Annotated in this window: 18 protein-coding genes and 1 tRNA gene; 15 read left to right on the forward strand and 4 right to left on the reverse strand. The window is 70.1% G+C overall.

All coding sequences use genetic code 11. The annotated features are described in order from the left end of the window. The first annotated feature begins 92 nt into the window (after positions 1 to 92). From GRI72_RS02505 to GRI72_RS02560, 12 genes are all read left to right on the forward strand, one after another. A complete protein-coding gene (locus tag GRI72_RS02505) occupies positions 93 to 218 on the forward strand; it encodes an aa3-type cytochrome c oxidase subunit IV (protein WP_160732336.1) in 126 nt (41 codons plus the stop codon). A 14-nt stretch (positions 219 to 232) separates the two neighbouring features. Next, complete coding sequence (locus tag GRI72_RS02510) at positions 233 to 1,357, forward strand: NAD(P) transhydrogenase subunit alpha (protein WP_160732337.1); 1,125 nt, start codon at positions 233 to 235, stop codon at positions 1,355 to 1,357. 24 nt (positions 1,358 to 1,381) lie between these two features. Continuing rightward, complete coding sequence (locus GRI72_RS02515; protein WP_047806364.1) at positions 1,382 to 1,666, forward strand: NAD(P) transhydrogenase subunit alpha part 2; 285 nt, start codon at positions 1,382 to 1,384, stop codon at positions 1,664 to 1,666. Then, complete coding sequence (locus GRI72_RS02520; protein WP_237486690.1) at positions 1,666 to 3,144, forward strand: NAD(P)(+) transhydrogenase (Re/Si-specific) subunit beta; 1,479 nt, start codon at positions 1,666 to 1,668, stop codon at positions 3,142 to 3,144. The genes GRI72_RS02515 and GRI72_RS02520 overlap by 1 nt, the downstream gene beginning before the upstream one ends. 49 nt (positions 3,145 to 3,193) lie before the next feature. Continuing rightward, positions 3,194 to 4,357, forward strand: a complete 1,164-nt coding sequence (locus GRI72_RS02525) for a parallel beta-helix domain-containing protein (protein ID WP_337191116.1) — start codon at positions 3,194 to 3,196, stop codon at positions 4,355 to 4,357. Then, positions 4,354 to 5,403 carry an SO2930 family diheme c-type cytochrome gene (locus GRI72_RS02530; RefSeq protein WP_160732338.1) on the forward strand — a complete coding sequence of 350 codons (1,050 nt, stop codon included), beginning with the start codon at positions 4,354 to 4,356 and terminating at the stop codon, positions 5,401 to 5,403. The genes GRI72_RS02525 and GRI72_RS02530 overlap by 4 nt, the downstream gene beginning before the upstream one ends. A 141-nt stretch (positions 5,404 to 5,544) precedes the next feature. Then, positions 5,545 to 6,240, forward strand: a complete 696-nt coding sequence (locus GRI72_RS02535) for an aspartate/glutamate racemase family protein (protein ID WP_160732339.1) — start codon at positions 5,545 to 5,547, stop codon at positions 6,238 to 6,240. 74 nt (positions 6,241 to 6,314) lie between these two features. Beyond that, on the forward strand, positions 6,315 to 7,475 hold the full coding sequence (locus GRI72_RS02540; RefSeq protein ID WP_160732340.1) for a deoxyguanosinetriphosphate triphosphohydrolase: 1,161 nt from the start codon (positions 6,315 to 6,317) through the stop codon (positions 7,473 to 7,475). After that, complete coding sequence (locus GRI72_RS02545) at positions 7,468 to 8,163, forward strand: NAD(P)H-binding protein (RefSeq protein WP_160732341.1); 696 nt, start codon at positions 7,468 to 7,470, stop codon at positions 8,161 to 8,163. Before GRI72_RS02540 ends, GRI72_RS02545 begins: the two co-directional genes overlap by 8 nt. A gap of 12 nt (positions 8,164 to 8,175) precedes the next feature. Further along, on the forward strand, positions 8,176 to 8,625 hold the full coding sequence (locus GRI72_RS02550; RefSeq protein WP_160732342.1) for an abscisic acid-deficient protein Aba4 family protein: 450 nt from the start codon (positions 8,176 to 8,178) through the stop codon (positions 8,623 to 8,625). Beyond that, positions 8,622 to 9,233, forward strand: a complete 612-nt coding sequence (locus GRI72_RS02555; protein WP_160732343.1) for a DUF938 domain-containing protein — start codon at positions 8,622 to 8,624, stop codon at positions 9,231 to 9,233. The genes GRI72_RS02550 and GRI72_RS02555 overlap by 4 nt, the downstream gene beginning before the upstream one ends. A gap of 106 nt (positions 9,234 to 9,339) precedes the next feature. Beyond that, complete coding sequence (locus tag GRI72_RS02560) at positions 9,340 to 9,570, forward strand: hypothetical protein (RefSeq protein ID WP_160732344.1); 231 nt, start codon at positions 9,340 to 9,342, stop codon at positions 9,568 to 9,570. 319 nt (positions 9,571 to 9,889) lie between these two features. Here the strand turns inward: GRI72_RS02560 and GRI72_RS02565 are convergent, their stop codons facing one another. Then, entirely contained in the window at positions 9,890 to 10,018 is a 129-nt protein-coding gene (locus tag GRI72_RS02565; RefSeq protein WP_160732345.1) for an entericidin A/B family lipoprotein, read from the reverse strand. A gap of 117 nt (positions 10,019 to 10,135) precedes the next feature. On the opposite strand from GRI72_RS02565, the gene GRI72_RS02570 reads away from it, so the two are divergent. Further along, the gene (locus GRI72_RS02570) at positions 10,136 to 10,369 is read left to right on the forward strand and encodes a hypothetical protein (RefSeq protein WP_160732346.1); all 234 of its coding nucleotides are present in this window, start codon (positions 10,136 to 10,138) and stop codon (positions 10,367 to 10,369) included. Between the two features lie 8 nt (positions 10,370 to 10,377). Here the strand turns inward: GRI72_RS02570 and GRI72_RS02575 are convergent, their stop codons facing one another. Next, positions 10,378 to 11,616, reverse strand: a complete 1,239-nt coding sequence (locus tag GRI72_RS02575; RefSeq protein WP_160732347.1) for a hypothetical protein — start codon at positions 11,614 to 11,616, stop codon at positions 10,378 to 10,380. A 131-nt stretch (positions 11,617 to 11,747) separates the two neighbouring features. Here GRI72_RS02575 and queF point away from each other — a divergent pair, with 131 nt between their 5' ends. Together queF and fumC are read left to right on the forward strand one after the other, a co-directional pair. Further along, positions 11,748 to 12,206 (forward strand): preQ(1) synthase, encoded by a 459-nt coding sequence (queF, locus tag GRI72_RS02580; protein ID WP_160732348.1) that lies wholly within the window; start codon positions 11,748 to 11,750, stop codon positions 12,204 to 12,206. After that, the gene (fumC, locus tag GRI72_RS02585; RefSeq protein ID WP_160732349.1) at positions 12,203 to 13,585 is read left to right on the forward strand and encodes a class II fumarate hydratase; all 1,383 of its coding nucleotides are present in this window, start codon (positions 12,203 to 12,205) and stop codon (positions 13,583 to 13,585) included. Before queF ends, fumC begins: the two co-directional genes overlap by 4 nt. Positions 13,586 to 13,750: 165 nt before the next feature. Here fumC and GRI72_RS02590 read toward each other — a convergent pair. Next, positions 13,751 to 13,826 (reverse strand) — tRNA-Thr (locus tag GRI72_RS02590). 23 nt (positions 13,827 to 13,849) lie between these two features. Further along, positions 13,850 to 14,731: a hypothetical protein gene (locus tag GRI72_RS02595; RefSeq protein WP_160732350.1), complete on the reverse strand. Its 882-nt coding sequence runs from the start codon at positions 14,729 to 14,731 to the stop codon at positions 13,850 to 13,852. Positions 14,732 to 14,736 lie beyond the last annotated feature (5 nt).

The raw sequence follows: 14,736 nt of genomic DNA on the forward strand, positions 1-14,736 counted from the left end.
TGCCGCGTGCCAACGAATGCGCCGCACTTGAAGCCGGGCGCGGCGCGCGATAGACCGCTGCCCGACAGTTCTATCCAGGGGAAACGACATCAATGGCTTCGGGTAACGACATGAAGGCAGCCAACGAGACGTATGGCGGCTTCATCAGCCTTCTCAAGTGGTCGGTGCCGATCGTCGCGGCCATCGTGCTGCTGATCGTCCTCCTGATCGCCAGCTGACCGCCGCCGGCGCCTTGCGGATCGCGGTCCTGAAAGAGCGGGCCCCGGGGGAAACCCGGGTCGCCGCCACGCCCGAAACGGTCAAGAAGTTCCTGGCGCTCGGCGCCGGCGTCGCGGTGGAGGAAGGCGCGGGCGCTGCCGCGTCGATCACCGATGCCGCCTATCGCGAAGCCGGGGCCGACGTCGTGCCCGGCCCGCAGGCGGTGGAGGAGGCGGACATCGTCCTCGGCATCCAGGCGCCCGACGTCATGGCGCTGGCCGGCGCCCGGCCGGGGGCCATGGTCGCCGCGCTGTTCGATCCCTTCGCCCGGGGCGACCGGGTCCAGGCCTATGCCGATGCCGGGTTCGAGGCGCTGTCGATGGAATTCATGCCGCGCATCACGCGCGCGCAGAGCATGGACGTGCTTTCCAGCCAGTCGAACCTTGCCGGCTACAAGGCGGTGCTGGCGGCGGCGAACGTCTATGGCCGCGCCTTCCCGATGATGATGACCGCCGCCGGCACGGTGCAGGCGGCCAAGGTCTTCGTGATGGGCGTGGGCGTCGCCGGGCTGCAGGCGATCGCCACCGCCAAGCGGCTGGGCGCGCAGGTTTCGGCGACCGATGTCCGGTCGGCGACGAAAGAGCAGATCCTCTCGCTCGGCGCCAAGCCGATCTTCGTCGAGAACGTCGCCGGGATCGAGGGCGAGGGATCGGGCGGCTACGCGACCGAGATGAGCGAGGAATACAAGGCCGCGCAGGCCGAGCTGGTTTCGGGCCATATCGCCAAGCAGGATATCGTCATAACCACCGCGCTGATCCCGGGCCGGCCCGCGCCGCGGCTGATCTCGGACGAACAGATCGCCAGCATGAAGGCGGGCAGCGTGATCTTCGATCTGGCGGTGGCCCAGGGGGGCAATGTCGAGGGCGCGGCGGCGGATGACGTGGTGGAGAGGCACGGCGTGAAGATCGTCGGCTATTCGAACACCGCGGGCCATCTTGCTGCCGATGCCTCGGCCCTGTTCGCCCGCAACCACTACAACTTCCTGTCCGCCTTCTGGGACAAGGAAGCGGGCAAGCCCGTGCTCGACGAGGAGATCGGCAATGCCGTGCGCCTGACGCAGGGCGGCAGGATCGTGAACGAGAGGTTGGGCAGCGCGTAATTCCGGCCCGGGGAGGGGCCCTTCATGGACTTCATTTCGATCCTGTCGATCTTCGTGCTGGCGTGTTTCGTCGGCTATTACGTGGTCTGGTCGGTCACGCCCGCGCTGCACACGCCGCTGATGGCGGTGACCAATGCGATCTCCTCGGTGATTATCGTCGGCGCGCTGATCGCTGCGGCGGAAGCCGGCAGCCCGGCGGCCAAGTGGCTCGGGCTGGCGGGCGTGGTGCTCGCCAGCGTCAACATCTTCGGCGGTTTCGCGGTGACCGAGCGGATGCTCGCGATGTACAAGAAGAAGGAGAAGAAGTGATGGGTCGCTTCGTCTCCGTCCTCGCAGTCGCCCTGTTCGCTACCCCTGCGCATGCCGCCACCGGTGAGCCGGTGAACCCGTGGGTCGCGCTCGCCTATCTCGTGGCCGGCGTGTTCTTCATCCTCGCGCTGCGCGGCCTGTCGTCACCCTCGACCAGCCGCCGCGGCAATCGCTTCGGCATGGCCGGGATGCTGATCGCGGTGGTGACGACGCTGGTGACGCACGACGTCGCCAATCTCGTCGAGATCGCCATTGCCATCGCCATCGGCGGACTGATCGGCTTCCTGATCGCCCGGCGTATCGCGATGACCGCGATGCCCGAGCTGGTCGCTGCCTTCCACAGCCTCGTCGGCCTTGCCGCGGTGCTGGTGGGCTGGGCGGCCTATCTCAATCCCGGCGCCTTCGGCCTCCTGACCGCGGACGGCGGGATTGGCGCGGTTTCCAAGGTCGAGATGGGCCTCGGCATCGCGATCGGCGCGATCACCTTCTCCGGCTCGGTCATCGCCTTCGCCAAGCTCTCGGGCCGCATGAGCGGTTCGCCGATCCTCCTGCCCGCGCGCCATGTCATCAACCTCGGCACGCTGGCGGCGATCATCGTGCTCACCGCGCTTTTCGCCATGACCACCGGCCCGGCGGAGACACTGCCGCTGATCGTCGCGCTGACCGTGCTCGCCTTCGTCATCGGCTTCCTGCTGATCATCCCGATCGGCGGGGCGGACATGCCGGTCGTGGTGTCGATGCTGAATTCCTATTCCGGCTGGGCGGCGGCGGCGATGGGCTTCACGCTCGGCAACACGGCGATGATCATCACCGGCGCGCTGGTCGGCTCGTCGGGCGCGATCCTCAGCTACATCATGTGCCGCGCGATGAACCGCAGCTTCCTCTCGGTCATCGCCGGCGGTTTCGGCGCGGACGATGCCGCCGCGGGGGGCGAGGCGAAGGAGCAGCGCCCCTACAAGCAGGGCAGCGCCGACGACGCGGCCTTCATGCTCGAACAGGCGGACAAGGTCATCATCATCCCCGGTTACGGCATGGCGGTGGCCCAGGCCCAGCACGCGCTGCGCGAGATGACCGACATCCTGGAGGAAAAGGGTGTCGAGGTGAAATTCGCCATCCACCCGGTCGCCGGCCGCATGCCCGGGCACATGAACGTGCTGCTGGCCGAGGCGAGCGTAGACTACGACAAGGTCTTCGAGCTGGAGGACATCAATTCGGAGTTCGCCCAGGCCGACGTCGCGTTCATCATCGGCGCGAACGACGTGGTCAACCCGGCGGCCAAGACCGACAAGTCGTCGCCCATCTACGGCATGCCCGTGTTCGATGTGGACAAGGCCAAGCAGGTCTTCTTCATCAAGCGCTCGATGGGCGGCGTCGGTTATGCCGGGGTCGATAACGACGTCTTCTACATGGACCAGACGATGATGCTGCTGTCCGATGCGAAGAAGATGGTCGAGGAGATCGTGAAAGCACTCGACTGAGGGCGACCGGCCGCAAGCGCGCGGGGCCGCCGCGCTGGCATCCGCCGCGGTGCCCGCCTGGGCCGAGACCATCACCGTCGCGCCGGGCGAAGGCGCGCAGGAGCGGCTGCAGGAAGCGCTGATCCTGGCCGAGCCGGGGGACGAGATCGTGCTCGCCGCCGGTCGCTTCGCGCTGACCGACGGCCTCTCGCTCGATGTCGACAACGTCACCTTGCGCGGCGCGGGGATGGAAGCGAGCGTGCTCGACTTCAGCGGGCAGCAGGGATCGGGCGAGGGCCTGCTCGTCACGTCCGACGGGGTGACCCTGCGCGATTTCGCGGTCGAGAACCCGAAAGGCGACGGGATCAAGTCCAAGGGCGCCGACGATATCGTCTATCACGCGATCCGGGTGACATGGACCGCGGGGCCCAGGGCCAGCAACGGCGCCTATGGCATCTACCCGGTCGAAAGCACCAATATCCTGGTCTACGGCAGCGAGGTTTCCGGCGCGTCGGACGCGGGCATCTACGTCGGGCAGTCGAGCCGGATCACCGTGCGCAACTCGGTCGCGACCGACAATGTCGCGGGGATCGAGATAGAGAACAGCCGCAACGCCATCGTCGAACGCAATTTCGTCAGCCGCAATACCGGCGGCATCCTGGTGTTCGACCTGCCCGATCTGCCGGTGATGGGCGGGGGCAACGTGCTGGTGCGCCACAATCTCGTCGCGTCGAACACGACTGCCAATTTCGCGCCGGAAGGCAATATCGTCGCCAGCGTCCCGCGCGGCACCGGGATCATGGTGATGGCGAACGAGAACGTGTGGGTCGGCCAGAACCTTCTCTACGACAACCCGACCGCGCCGATCATGGTCATCGCCTATCCGATGGCCTTCGACGACCCGGACTACAACCCTTACCCGCGCGACGTCACGATCGATCGGAACATGGTCGACGAAGGCGGCACCGATCCGCAGATCGAAGGGGCCGAAAGCCTGCTCGCCGCCTTCGGCGGGGCGCTGCCCCCGGTGATGTGGGACGGCCTCTCCGCAGGCGAGGAGCGGGCGACGCTGTGGGTCCATCCCGACCTGCCCGGCTGGTCGCTCAATCTTCCCGCGCAGGGCGAAGGCATGGCCGGGGCCCGGCCCGGGCCGCTGGAGGCTCCCGAGCCGGGGCCGGCGATCTCGACCGAGAACTGGGGCGCGGGCGCCGAGCTGGAGGCGCGGATCCGGTGATCCGGCCCGCGCATGTCCTGGCCGCCGGCGCGCTCGCGCTGGCCGCTGCCGTGGCATTTCATCCGGGCGCAGGGCCTGCCGCCGCCGCCGCGGCCGAGCCCCCGCGGGTGAACGATGCCGCCGTGCAGCAGGGCATTCCGCGCACGCTCGCCGCCTTCGGCTTCTTCGCCGATGCGCCGGGGCAGGTGCCCGCCGCGCGGGTCGTCCCCTACCGGCTCAACACCCCGCTCTATTCCGACGGGGCGGAGAAGCTGCGGTTCCTCTACCTGCCCGAAGGCACGCACCTCGCCGCCGCGGGCGACGGCCTGCCCGAGATCCCGGTCGGGGCCGCGCTGATCAAGACTTTCGCCTTCGGCGAGGGGGCCGGGCGGCGGCTGATCGAAACGCGCGTCCTGCTCCACCGCGCGGACGGCTGGCTGGCCTTGCCCTACTTGTGGAACGAGGCGCAGACCGAGGCCCGCCTCGCGCTGGCCGGGGCGCGGATCGACCTCGTAACCCCGCGGGGGGAGGCGATCAGCTACCGCGTCCCGAACAAGAACCAGTGCAAGGAATGCCACGGCCTCGACGGCGCGGTCGTCCCGATCGGGCCGAAGGCGCGCAACCTGGCGCAGGAATGGCTGGCCGCGATCGCCGCGCGGGGCATGATCGACCGCGTGCCGGACGGGGCCGACGCGCTGCCGCGCTGGGAAGGGGCGGCCGATGCCACGGGCGGGGCGCAGGTCACACTCGCGGCGCGCGCCTATCTCGACGTCAACTGCGCCCATTGCCACCGGCCGGGGGCGATGGCCTCCAACTCGGGGCTGGACCTGCGCTGGGAGCAGCGCGATCCGCGCGCGCTGGGCGTGATGAAGCGGCCGGTCGCCGCCGGGCGCGGTTCGGCCGGGCTTCTGTTCGCCGTCGTGCCGGGGAAGCCGCGCGAATCGATCCTGCTGCACCGCATGGCGAGCGCCGAACCGGGCGTGGCCATGCCCGAACTGGGCAAGGCGACGGTCGATCCCGAGGGGGTGCGCGCGGTCGAACGCTGGATTGCCGCGATGGAGCCGTGATCGGCCGGTGATCGGGCCGTGATTTCGGATCGCGCCCCGTGGCCCCGCGCGGCGGTGGGGATGGCGTCCGCCCCCGGCTGGACGCGCAGGCGGCGGTTTCGCTAAGGCAGCCCCCTCTTGCAGATCGGGGAAGGACGAACTTTGCGCAAGCTGGGGCTTATCGGCGGGATGAGCTGGGTTTCGACCCGGATCTATTACGAGTGGATCAACCGCCTGGTGCAGCGCCGCACGCAGCCGATGGCGAGCGCGCCCCTGCTGATCGAGAGCCTCGACTTTGCCCAGCTCTACGGCCTGCACGAAGCCGACGACTGGGCCCGCGCGGCGCAGGTCCTGGGGGAATCGGCCCGCCGGCTGGAAGCGGCCGGCGCCGGGGCGATCGTGATCGCGGCCAATTCGATGCACAAGGTCTACGACGACGTGGCCGCGCAAGTCGACGTGCCGATCCTGCATATCGCCGAATGCGTCGGCCGGCGGATGAAGGCCGACGGGGTGGACAGCGCCGCCCTGTTCGGCACGCGCAACGTGATGACCGAGAATTTCTACCGCCGGCGGCTCGTCGCCCACGGGGTGGACCTCCTGCCGCCCGACATGAACAACGTCGAGGCGCTCGACCGGATCATCTACCAGGAACTGATGCTGGGCCGCGCGACGCGCGATTCGCAGCGCGCGCTGAAGACGATGATCACGCGCAAGGAACAGGACGGCGCGCAGGCGATCGTGCTCGCCTGCACCGAGCTGGAGATGATCGTCGATGTCGATGCCAACGTCCTGCCGATCTTCGATTCGGCGCGCATCCATTGCGAGGCGGCGGTGGACTGGATCGTCGACGGGGCCTGATCGCGCGCCGGCCCGCCGGTGTTGCCCGATTGTTCCGGTTGTCGCGGCGACGGGGCTGACCTAGTCGCCCGGGCATGGATCGCTCGCCCCTTGCCGCCGACCCCGCACGATCGCGCGGCCGCGAATTCCCCGAAGACCGCGCCGGGGCCCGCGGGCCGCGCAGCGAGTTCCAGCGCGACCGCGACCGGATCATCCATTCGATCGCCTTCAGGCGCCTGCGTTCGAAGACCCAGGTCTTCATCGCGCCCGACGGCGACCATTACCGCACCCGCCTGACCCACAGCCTGGAGGTCGCACAGATCGGCCGGGTCATCGCCCGCGCGCTGGGCCTCGACGAGGACCTGACCGAGGCGCTGTGCCTTGCCCACGACATCGGCCACCCGCCGTTCGGCCACGCGGGGGAGGATGCCCTGCAGCATGCGACCGCCGATGCCGGGGGGTTCGACCACAATGCCCAGGGCCTGCGCGTCCTGATGCGGCTGGAAAGCCCCTATTGCGATCACCCGGGCCTGAACCTGACCTGGGAACTGCTCGAAGGGCTGGCCAAGCACAACGGCCCGGTCGAAGACCCGGGCTGGGCCCTGGCCGGGCTGGACCGCGATTTCCCCCTCGCGCTGGGCGAGCATTCCTCGCTCGAGGCGCAAGTCGCGGCGGTGGCCGACGATATCGCCTACGACAACCACGACATCGACGACGGCCTGCGCGCGGGCTTCCTCTCGCTCGACGACCTGCTGACGCTGGATTTCGTCGCAGACCAGTGGCGCGAGGTCGAAAAACGCTTCCCCCGCGCGCCCCGCGAACGCCAGTTGCGCGAACTGGTGAGGGTGCAGATCGGTCTGATGGTCAACGATGTTATCGCCCAGGCGCGGCGCGCGACGGCGCCGCTCGCCTCGGCCGGGGACGTGCGCGCGGCAGGGCGCGCGCTGGCGACGTTCTCCCCCGCGATGGCCGCGCGCGAGCGGCGGCTGAAGAAGTTCATGTACGACCGGCTCTATTACCACCGCGAACAGATCGCCACGGCGGAGCGGGCGCGCGATGTCGTCGCCGCGCTCTACCGCGCCTATGCCACGGACGAGACGCTCCTGCCCGCTGACTGGCGCCGCTCGCTGCCGGCGGAGCAACCGGAAAGGGCGCGCCACATCGCCGACTTCATCGCCGGGATGACCGACCGGTTCGCGATCGACCAGTACGCGCGCATCCACGGCCGGCGGCCGGAAGGGCTGAGCAATGTCTGACCCGCTGCGGATCGCGCTGGTCGGCGCCACCGGGCTGGTCGGCCGCGAGGCGATCGCGTTGTCGGTCGGGCGCGAGGACGTTCGCCTGACCGGGCTGGCACGGCGCGAGGTGCCGCTTCCGCGCGGGGCGCGGATGGAGATGTTCGTGGCCGAGCCGGGCCGCTGGGGCGAAGTGCTGGAGGCGGTCCGCCCGTCGGCGCTGATCTGCGCGCTCGGGACCACGTGGCGCAAGGCGGGCGAGGACGAGGACGCCTTTCGCGCGGTGGACCGCGATCTCGTGCTCGAGACCGCCCGCGCGGCGCGCGAGCACGGGGTCGAGCGGATGGTCGCGATCAGCTCCGCCGGGGCCTCGCTGGCGGCCAGGGCGTTCTACCTGCGGGTGAAGGCGGAGATGGAGCGCGACCTTGCCAAGGTCGGCTTCCGTCGCCTCGACCTCCTGCGCCCGGGCCTGCTGCGCGGCGCGCGCGACGGCGACCGGCGGCGGGCCGAACGGATCGGCATCGCGCTGAGCCCGGTGACCGACCTGCTGCTGCACGGCAGCTGGCGCGGCTATCGCTCGATCCCCGCGCGCACGGTGGCCGAGGCCGCGCTGGCCCTCGCCATGCGGCGCGCCGGCGGCCGGTTCCGGCACGACAACGACGCGATTCGCCGGGCCGCGCGCGAATTGCCGCAACCCCTGCCGGCCTGAGGAGAAGGCACGATGTGGACCGCCCTTTTCGCCGCCGCCAACCTGCTGGCCCTCGCGGGCTGGATCCTGCTGATCTTCCTCCCGCGCCGCCCGGTCGCGCTGGCGGCGGTGCTCTACCTCGGCACCGGGCTGCTCTCGGCGGTCTATGCCGTGCTGCTCGTCCTGCTGGCGACCGGGCTCGCCGGGGGCGGGCCGGACCTCGCCGCGCTGGACGGATGGTCGCTGCAATCGATCCGGGCGCTCTTCGCCTCCGACGCGGCGCTGGTCCTCGGCTGGATACATTACCTCGCCTTCGACCTCTTCGTCGGCCTGTGGATCGCGCGCGATGCCGATGCGAAGCGCTTCTCGCGCCTGGCGCAGGCGCCGGTCCTGGCGGCGACGTTCCTCGCCGGGCCGCTGGGCCTGTTCGCCTGGCTCGCGATTCGCGAGCGGCGGGCGCGGGCCTCGGGGCGCTGGCAATGAAGCGCCATGCCCCGGCCGCCGCGCGCAACAGCGGGCCGATCGCAGACGTGCTGGCGCAGGAACTGCCCGAAAGCGGAACGGTGCTGGAGATCGCCAGCGGCTCGGGCGAACACGCGCTGTTCTTCGCCGAGCGGTTCCCCGGCCTGGCATGGCAGCCGAGCGATCCCGACCCCGATGCGCTCGCCTCGATCGCCGCCTGGCGGGACGAGCAAGGCCCCGCGAACCTGCGCCCGCCGCTGCCCCTCGACGCGCGCAAGCCCAATGCCTGGCCGGTGACCCGCGCCGACGCACTGCTGTGCATCAACATGGTCCACATCGGCGAATGGGAAGCGACGGTTGGGCTGTTCAGGGGATGCGCGAAATTCCTGGCCGGGCAAGCGCCAATCATTCTCTACGGCCCGTACTTGGAGGATGATGTCGAAACTGCGCCATCCAACCTGGCGTTCGACCGCTCCCTGAAAGACCGCAATCCTGCTTGGGGCCTCCGTAAGGTCGCTGACGTCGATAGCGTGGCTGCCGAGTTCGATTATGAGCGGGCTAATCGTTACGAGATGCCGGTGAACAATCTCACGCTCGTCTACAGAAGGAACTCAGCCAACGGCCTTTGAGCCAGATCTTGCACGGAATGACATCCTTGCACATTCTTCCGCTTGAAACCTGCCCGTCCGCTAGCGACCCGGTTGCGGACGTTAGAACCCTGTGCCAGAGTCTGCGATGTCCGAACATAGCGAACCCTCCGACAGCCCGAAGGATGACAAACCTATCCGCCCCAATCTGATTGGGGTCGTGACTGGGGTATTATCGCTCATGTTGTTTGGCGTCTCGCACTTCACCCTCGGCTTTCCGGACATGTTTATTCATGTGCTGATGCTGCCGGTGATCATCGGTTTGGTGACCCGCTGGTCAGTTAACCTGAATTACACAAACACTTATCGGGATGAGTGAGAGAACGTCCGCTTGCCCCCAAAAAATCGGACGATCAGGCTTTTCCCTGCGAACCCGAAGAGCGGACGTCATGAAGCCATTCATGTGGGGTCTTCAGAGAAAGTCGTGCGCTTGAGGCGATGCTTGGCGTCAACATGGCCGCATCACCGAGAGAGGGGGCGTCTGTCGGGCCTGTCCGGCGCGCGGTGCGGGTCCTGGTCGAGGACGACGAAACGCCTGCCGACAACCTGGCGCTCGTGTACCGCGGGGGCTGATTTCCCCTGCAATCAGGCCGGAGGGCGCGCGACCGGCACTCGGGGCGCCGGTCGCGCAAGGTGGATCAGATCGCGTCGTCGCCGGCTTCGCCGACTGATTCGATGTCCTGCCCCACGCCCTTGACGGTGTTGCAGGCGGTCGCGGCCAGCGACATCGTGGCGATGCCGAACGCGATCAGTATCTTGCGGGCCATTTGCGGTTCCTTTCGGGTATCGGTTGGATTGCCGATAGAAACGGCCCCGCGCAGGCGCCGTTCCGCGTTCGTCGCTGCGATTGCACGGCCCGGCCCTCCGTCCCATATGGCGCCGCGATGAGCGAGCTGCACAGATTCCTGACATTCGCCAGCGAGGCCGAGATCGTCGGCCTATGGGGGCTGGGCTTCATCGCGCTGGCGCTGGTCGCGACGCTGGCCGAAGTGCGGCGGCAGAAGCGCGCGCGGATCGACGGCGTCGGCTGGGTGCCCTGGCGCGCGATCTTCCTCGCCGCCGCGATCATGGGCGGCGGGCTGATCCTGCTGGCGGTGAAGGGTCTGCTGGCCGGCTAGGCCGGGGGTCAGGACCGCCCGTCGAGCGGGCGAATGCCGATGGCCTGATAGACTTGCGGCATTTCATCGAGCCGGAAGGGACGCAGCCGGCCGCCCGGGCGGTCGGGAAGCTGGCCGACGAGGTAGGTTCGGGCGAGCGGGGCCTTGCCCGGGGCGGCGACCCGCAGACGCAGCAGCGGCACGTAGACCGCGGCGCTGCCCTGCCGGATAACGCGCACCTGTTGCAGCGGCAGGCGCACTTCGCCCTCGATCGCCGCCGGCTCGCCGGGCGCGAGGGTGGCGAGGGTGCCGAACGGCGCGAGCGGCGTGGCCGGTTCGGCCAGCTGCTCGCCGATCGGGGCAGCGCCGTGCGCGGTGACGAGATCCGCCTCGACCGCGACGTCGTGCCAGGCCTCTACCCCGTCGAGCTGGAGCGTGACGCGGCAGGCGAAGCTGGCGTTCATCACGCTGCGGCTGAACCGCAGGGGCTGGGCCGCGAGGGTCGGGGCCGCCGGGGCGTTGGCGCGCGCGGCGGGGGTGGCCGGCGCGGCGCGAGCAGGGGGCGCAGGCTGCGCCGGGGCGGAGCCGGGCCGCGAAGGGTCGGGGATGCGCGCAGGCGGCGCGGGATCGGGCACGCGTGCCACCGGCGGTTCGATGGCCGGAGCCTGCGCCTCGGCCTGGCGACGGCGGCGCCAGGCGAGCAGCCCGGCGGTGAGGGCGAGGGAAAGGACGAGGACGGCGACGACCGCCGCGAGCCAGGTCGCCCAGGCGCTGTCCTGCGTGGGGGGCGAGGCGGGGGCGCTTGCCGGCGGGGCCGGGGTGGCGGCCGCATCGCCGGGCGGTTCGTCCGGTTGCGCGGGAAATTCCGCTGCTGCCGGCGCCGCCGCGGGTGCTTCGGCGGATGTCGGCGACGGGTTCGCCGGGCCGGCGGGCTCTGGTGCGGCGCGCGGGGCGGGGCGGGGCGTTTCCTGCTGCGGCCCCTGCGGCGGTGCGGGCGCGGGGGAGGGCGCGGCCTCCCGCGGGGCGTCCGGGCCCGGCGCGGCGGTGGGGCGCGGGGTGGGCGACGGGGCCGCGGTGGGCGGCGCGGTCGGGATCACCCGCGGGGTCGTGGGAAAAGGGGCCTCGGGATCGACCGGGCCCTGGACCTCGGGCGTGGGCGTCGCTTCCGGGTCGGGCGGCAGGCGGAAATCGCGCACCGAGCCCGATTGCGCGAGCGCGGGGGCAGCGAGGGCCAGGAACAGGGCCGGAAGCGAGTGGCGAACGTGCATGGATCCCGATGCTGGCTGGCAATGCATGGCAAGAAGGCGTGGCGAAAGGGCCGGGGCGCTGAATAGGCTCTGAACTGCGAAGCGCAATCCCGCGGGTTGTGTGCGGGCGGCGATGAAGGCACATGCGCAGGATGAACGATACACCCGGCACCCTGCACCTGGGGCAGGCGAGCACGCTGCCGCCCTCTCCCGAAGAGGCGCAGCTCGACTACGTTCCCAACCCGCGCGGCGAGGCGCTGTACCTGGTGCGTTTTGCCGCGCCCGAGTTCACCTCGCTCTGCCCGGTCACGGGGCAGCCCGATTTCGCGCATCTCGTGATCGATTATGCCCCGGGCAAGACGATCGTCGAATCGAAGAGCCTGAAGCTCTATCTCGGCAGTTTCCGCAATCACTGCGGTTTCCACGAGGACGTGACGGTCGGCATCGGGCAGCGGCTGGCGGCGGAAATGAAGCCGAAGTGGCTGCGGATCGGCGGGTACTGGTATCCGCGCGGGGGCATCCCGATCGACGTCTTCTGGCAAAGCGGCCCCCCGCCGGAGGCACTGTGGGTGCCCGACCAGGGGGTCGCGTCCTACCGGGGGCGGGGATGAACGCGACGCGGACCGAGACCGACACGATGGGCGCGGTCGAAGTCCCGGCCGATCGCCTGTGGGGCGCGCAGACGCAGCGCAGCCTGGCCAATTTCCGGATCGGCGGCGAACGCCTGCCGCAACCGCTGATCCGCGCGCTGGGCGTGATCAAGCGCGCGGCGGCGGAGGCCAACCGCGATCTCGGCGTGCTCGACCCGGAAATTGCCGGGGCGATCGCGAATGCCGCGCAGGAAGTGATCGACGGCAAGCTCGACGATCATTTCCCGCTGGTTGTGTGGCAGACCGGGTCGGGCACCCAGTCGAACATGAACGCGAACGAGGTGATCGCGAACCGCGCGATCCAGATGCTGGGCGGCGAACCGGGGTCGAAGAGCCCGGTCCACCCCAACGATCACGTCAACCGCAGCCAGTCGTCGAACGACACCTTTCCCAGCGCGATCAACGTCGCGGTCGCCGGGGAGGTCTGCGGCGCGCTGCTGCCCGCGCTGCGCCGGATGCACGGCGTGCTGGAGGACAAGGCGCGCGAATGGGCCGATATCGTCAAGATCGGGCGCACGCATACGCAGGACGCGACCCCGCTGACGCTGGGGCAGGAGTTTTCCGGCTACGCCGCGCAAGTCGGCGCGGGGATCGAGCGGATCGAGCTGGCGCTGCCGGGGCTCTGTCGCCTGGCGCAGGGGGGCACGGCGGTCGGCACCGGTCTCAACGCGCCCGATGGCTTTGCCGGGAAAGTGGCCGAACGCGTAGCCGCGATCACCGGGCTGCCGTTCGGTCCGGCGCCCAACACCTTCGCCGCGCTGGCCGCGCAGGACGAGCTGGTCTTCGCCCACGGCGCGCTCAACGCGCTGGCGGCGGCGCTTTACAAGATCGCCAACGACATCCGCTTCCTCGGCTCCGGCCCGCGCGCGGGGCTGGGCGAACTGGCCCTGCCGGCGAACGAGCCGGGAAGCTCGATCATGCCGGGCAAGGTCAACCCGACGCAGTGCGAGGCGCTGACCCAGGTCTGCATCGAGGTGTTCGGCAACAATGCCGCGCTGACGTTCGCCGGCAGCCAGGGCCAGTTCGAGCTGAATACCTATCGCCCGATGATGGGGTGGAACGCGCTGCGATCGGCCAGGCTGCTGGCCGATGCGGCCGAGAGCTTCACCGCGAACCTGCTCGAAGGGCTGGAGCCGCGGCGCGAGAATATCGCGCGCGGGGTGGAAAGCTCGCTGATGCTGGTGACCGCGCTGGCGCCGGCGATCGGTTACGACAAGGCCGCGGCGATCGCCAAGGCCGCGCACGCCGAAGGCCTGACCCTGCGCGAGGCCGCGGTGCGCAGCGGCCATGTATCGGGCGAAGACTTCGACCGCCTCGTCCGCCCCGAAGACATGGTCTGACCCCCGCGCTGAACCGGCACGAGCCCGCGCTCAAGTAGCGCGAAGCGCGGTAGCGCAGAGATCCCGCGCTCGAGCAGCGCGAAGCGCGGTAGCGCAGAGATCCCGCGCTCAAGTAGCGCGAAGCGCGGTAGCGCAACAAAGGAATCCATTTTCGCTCCGCGAAAATGGTGCCGGCTGCAGGATTCGAACCCGCGGCCCCCTGATTACAAATCAGGTGCTCTACCAACTGAGCTAAGCCGGCCCGCGCGAGGTCCGCCCTTTGCGTCAAAGCGCGCCGAAGGTCCAGCCCTCCGTGCGCGCGAGGGCGGGGGTGAGGGCGCGCGGGCGCCAGCGTTCGGGATCGCCGGCCACCTTGCGCAGCCAGGCGGCGGCGAGCAGGGCGTCGCTGGCGTGATCGTCGATCGCGCCGGTCCCGCGCGGGGCGGGGGAGCCGAGCGCGCCCAGCGCCTCGCCCAGCGCGGCATGGCTGCGCATCTTTGCACGGGCCGCGCTGCGCCCTGCCTCGAGCGCGGCGAGCGAGGTGTAGATTTCGACCACGACCGAACCCGTCGGCGGCAGCGGATCGATCGGCCAGACGGGCAGCGCGGGGCCGAGCCGGTGCAGCAGGCGCATTCCCGTCAGGCTCGCCTTGCCGACCTGGGCCGCGCCGACCAGATTGAAGTTGGAGTAAGGTTTACATCCCATCGCCGCCTGCGCGCTCTCGGTCACGCGGAACCGCCCTTTCCCATGGGCCGCGCCGTCGCAGCGAAACCGCGCCCCCTCGCGCCCCCCGTGGCGGCGGAAATAGGGGGCGAAGGCCGGGTGATCGACGAATGACCCCGCGCCCAGGTGCGGGTCGCGCGCGCTCACCCGGTCCACCAGGGCCCAGAGCGCGCGGGCATCGGCAGGGCTTTCGGCGAGCCCGGGAAAGAAGGCCCCGCAGTCGGCGAAGGGGAGCGAGATTCCGAGGTCCAGGCCGACCAGGGTATCGGCAGGCAGCCCCTCGGCGAGGAAAGCCAGAACTTCGGGCCGCGACCAGCGCCGGCCGCGATCGACCAGCACCGGCGCGCCGCCCTGCGCGTCGGCGAGCGCGAGCGCGATCCCCGCGTGCCGCTCGCCCGCCGCGCCCGACCAGTCGATGGCGAGGAAATGGCGGAACCGGCTCATCGCCG

Source organism: Pelagerythrobacter marinus (assembly GCF_009827515.1).
Classification (GTDB): Bacteria; Pseudomonadota; Alphaproteobacteria; order Sphingomonadales; family Sphingomonadaceae; genus Pelagerythrobacter; species Pelagerythrobacter marinus.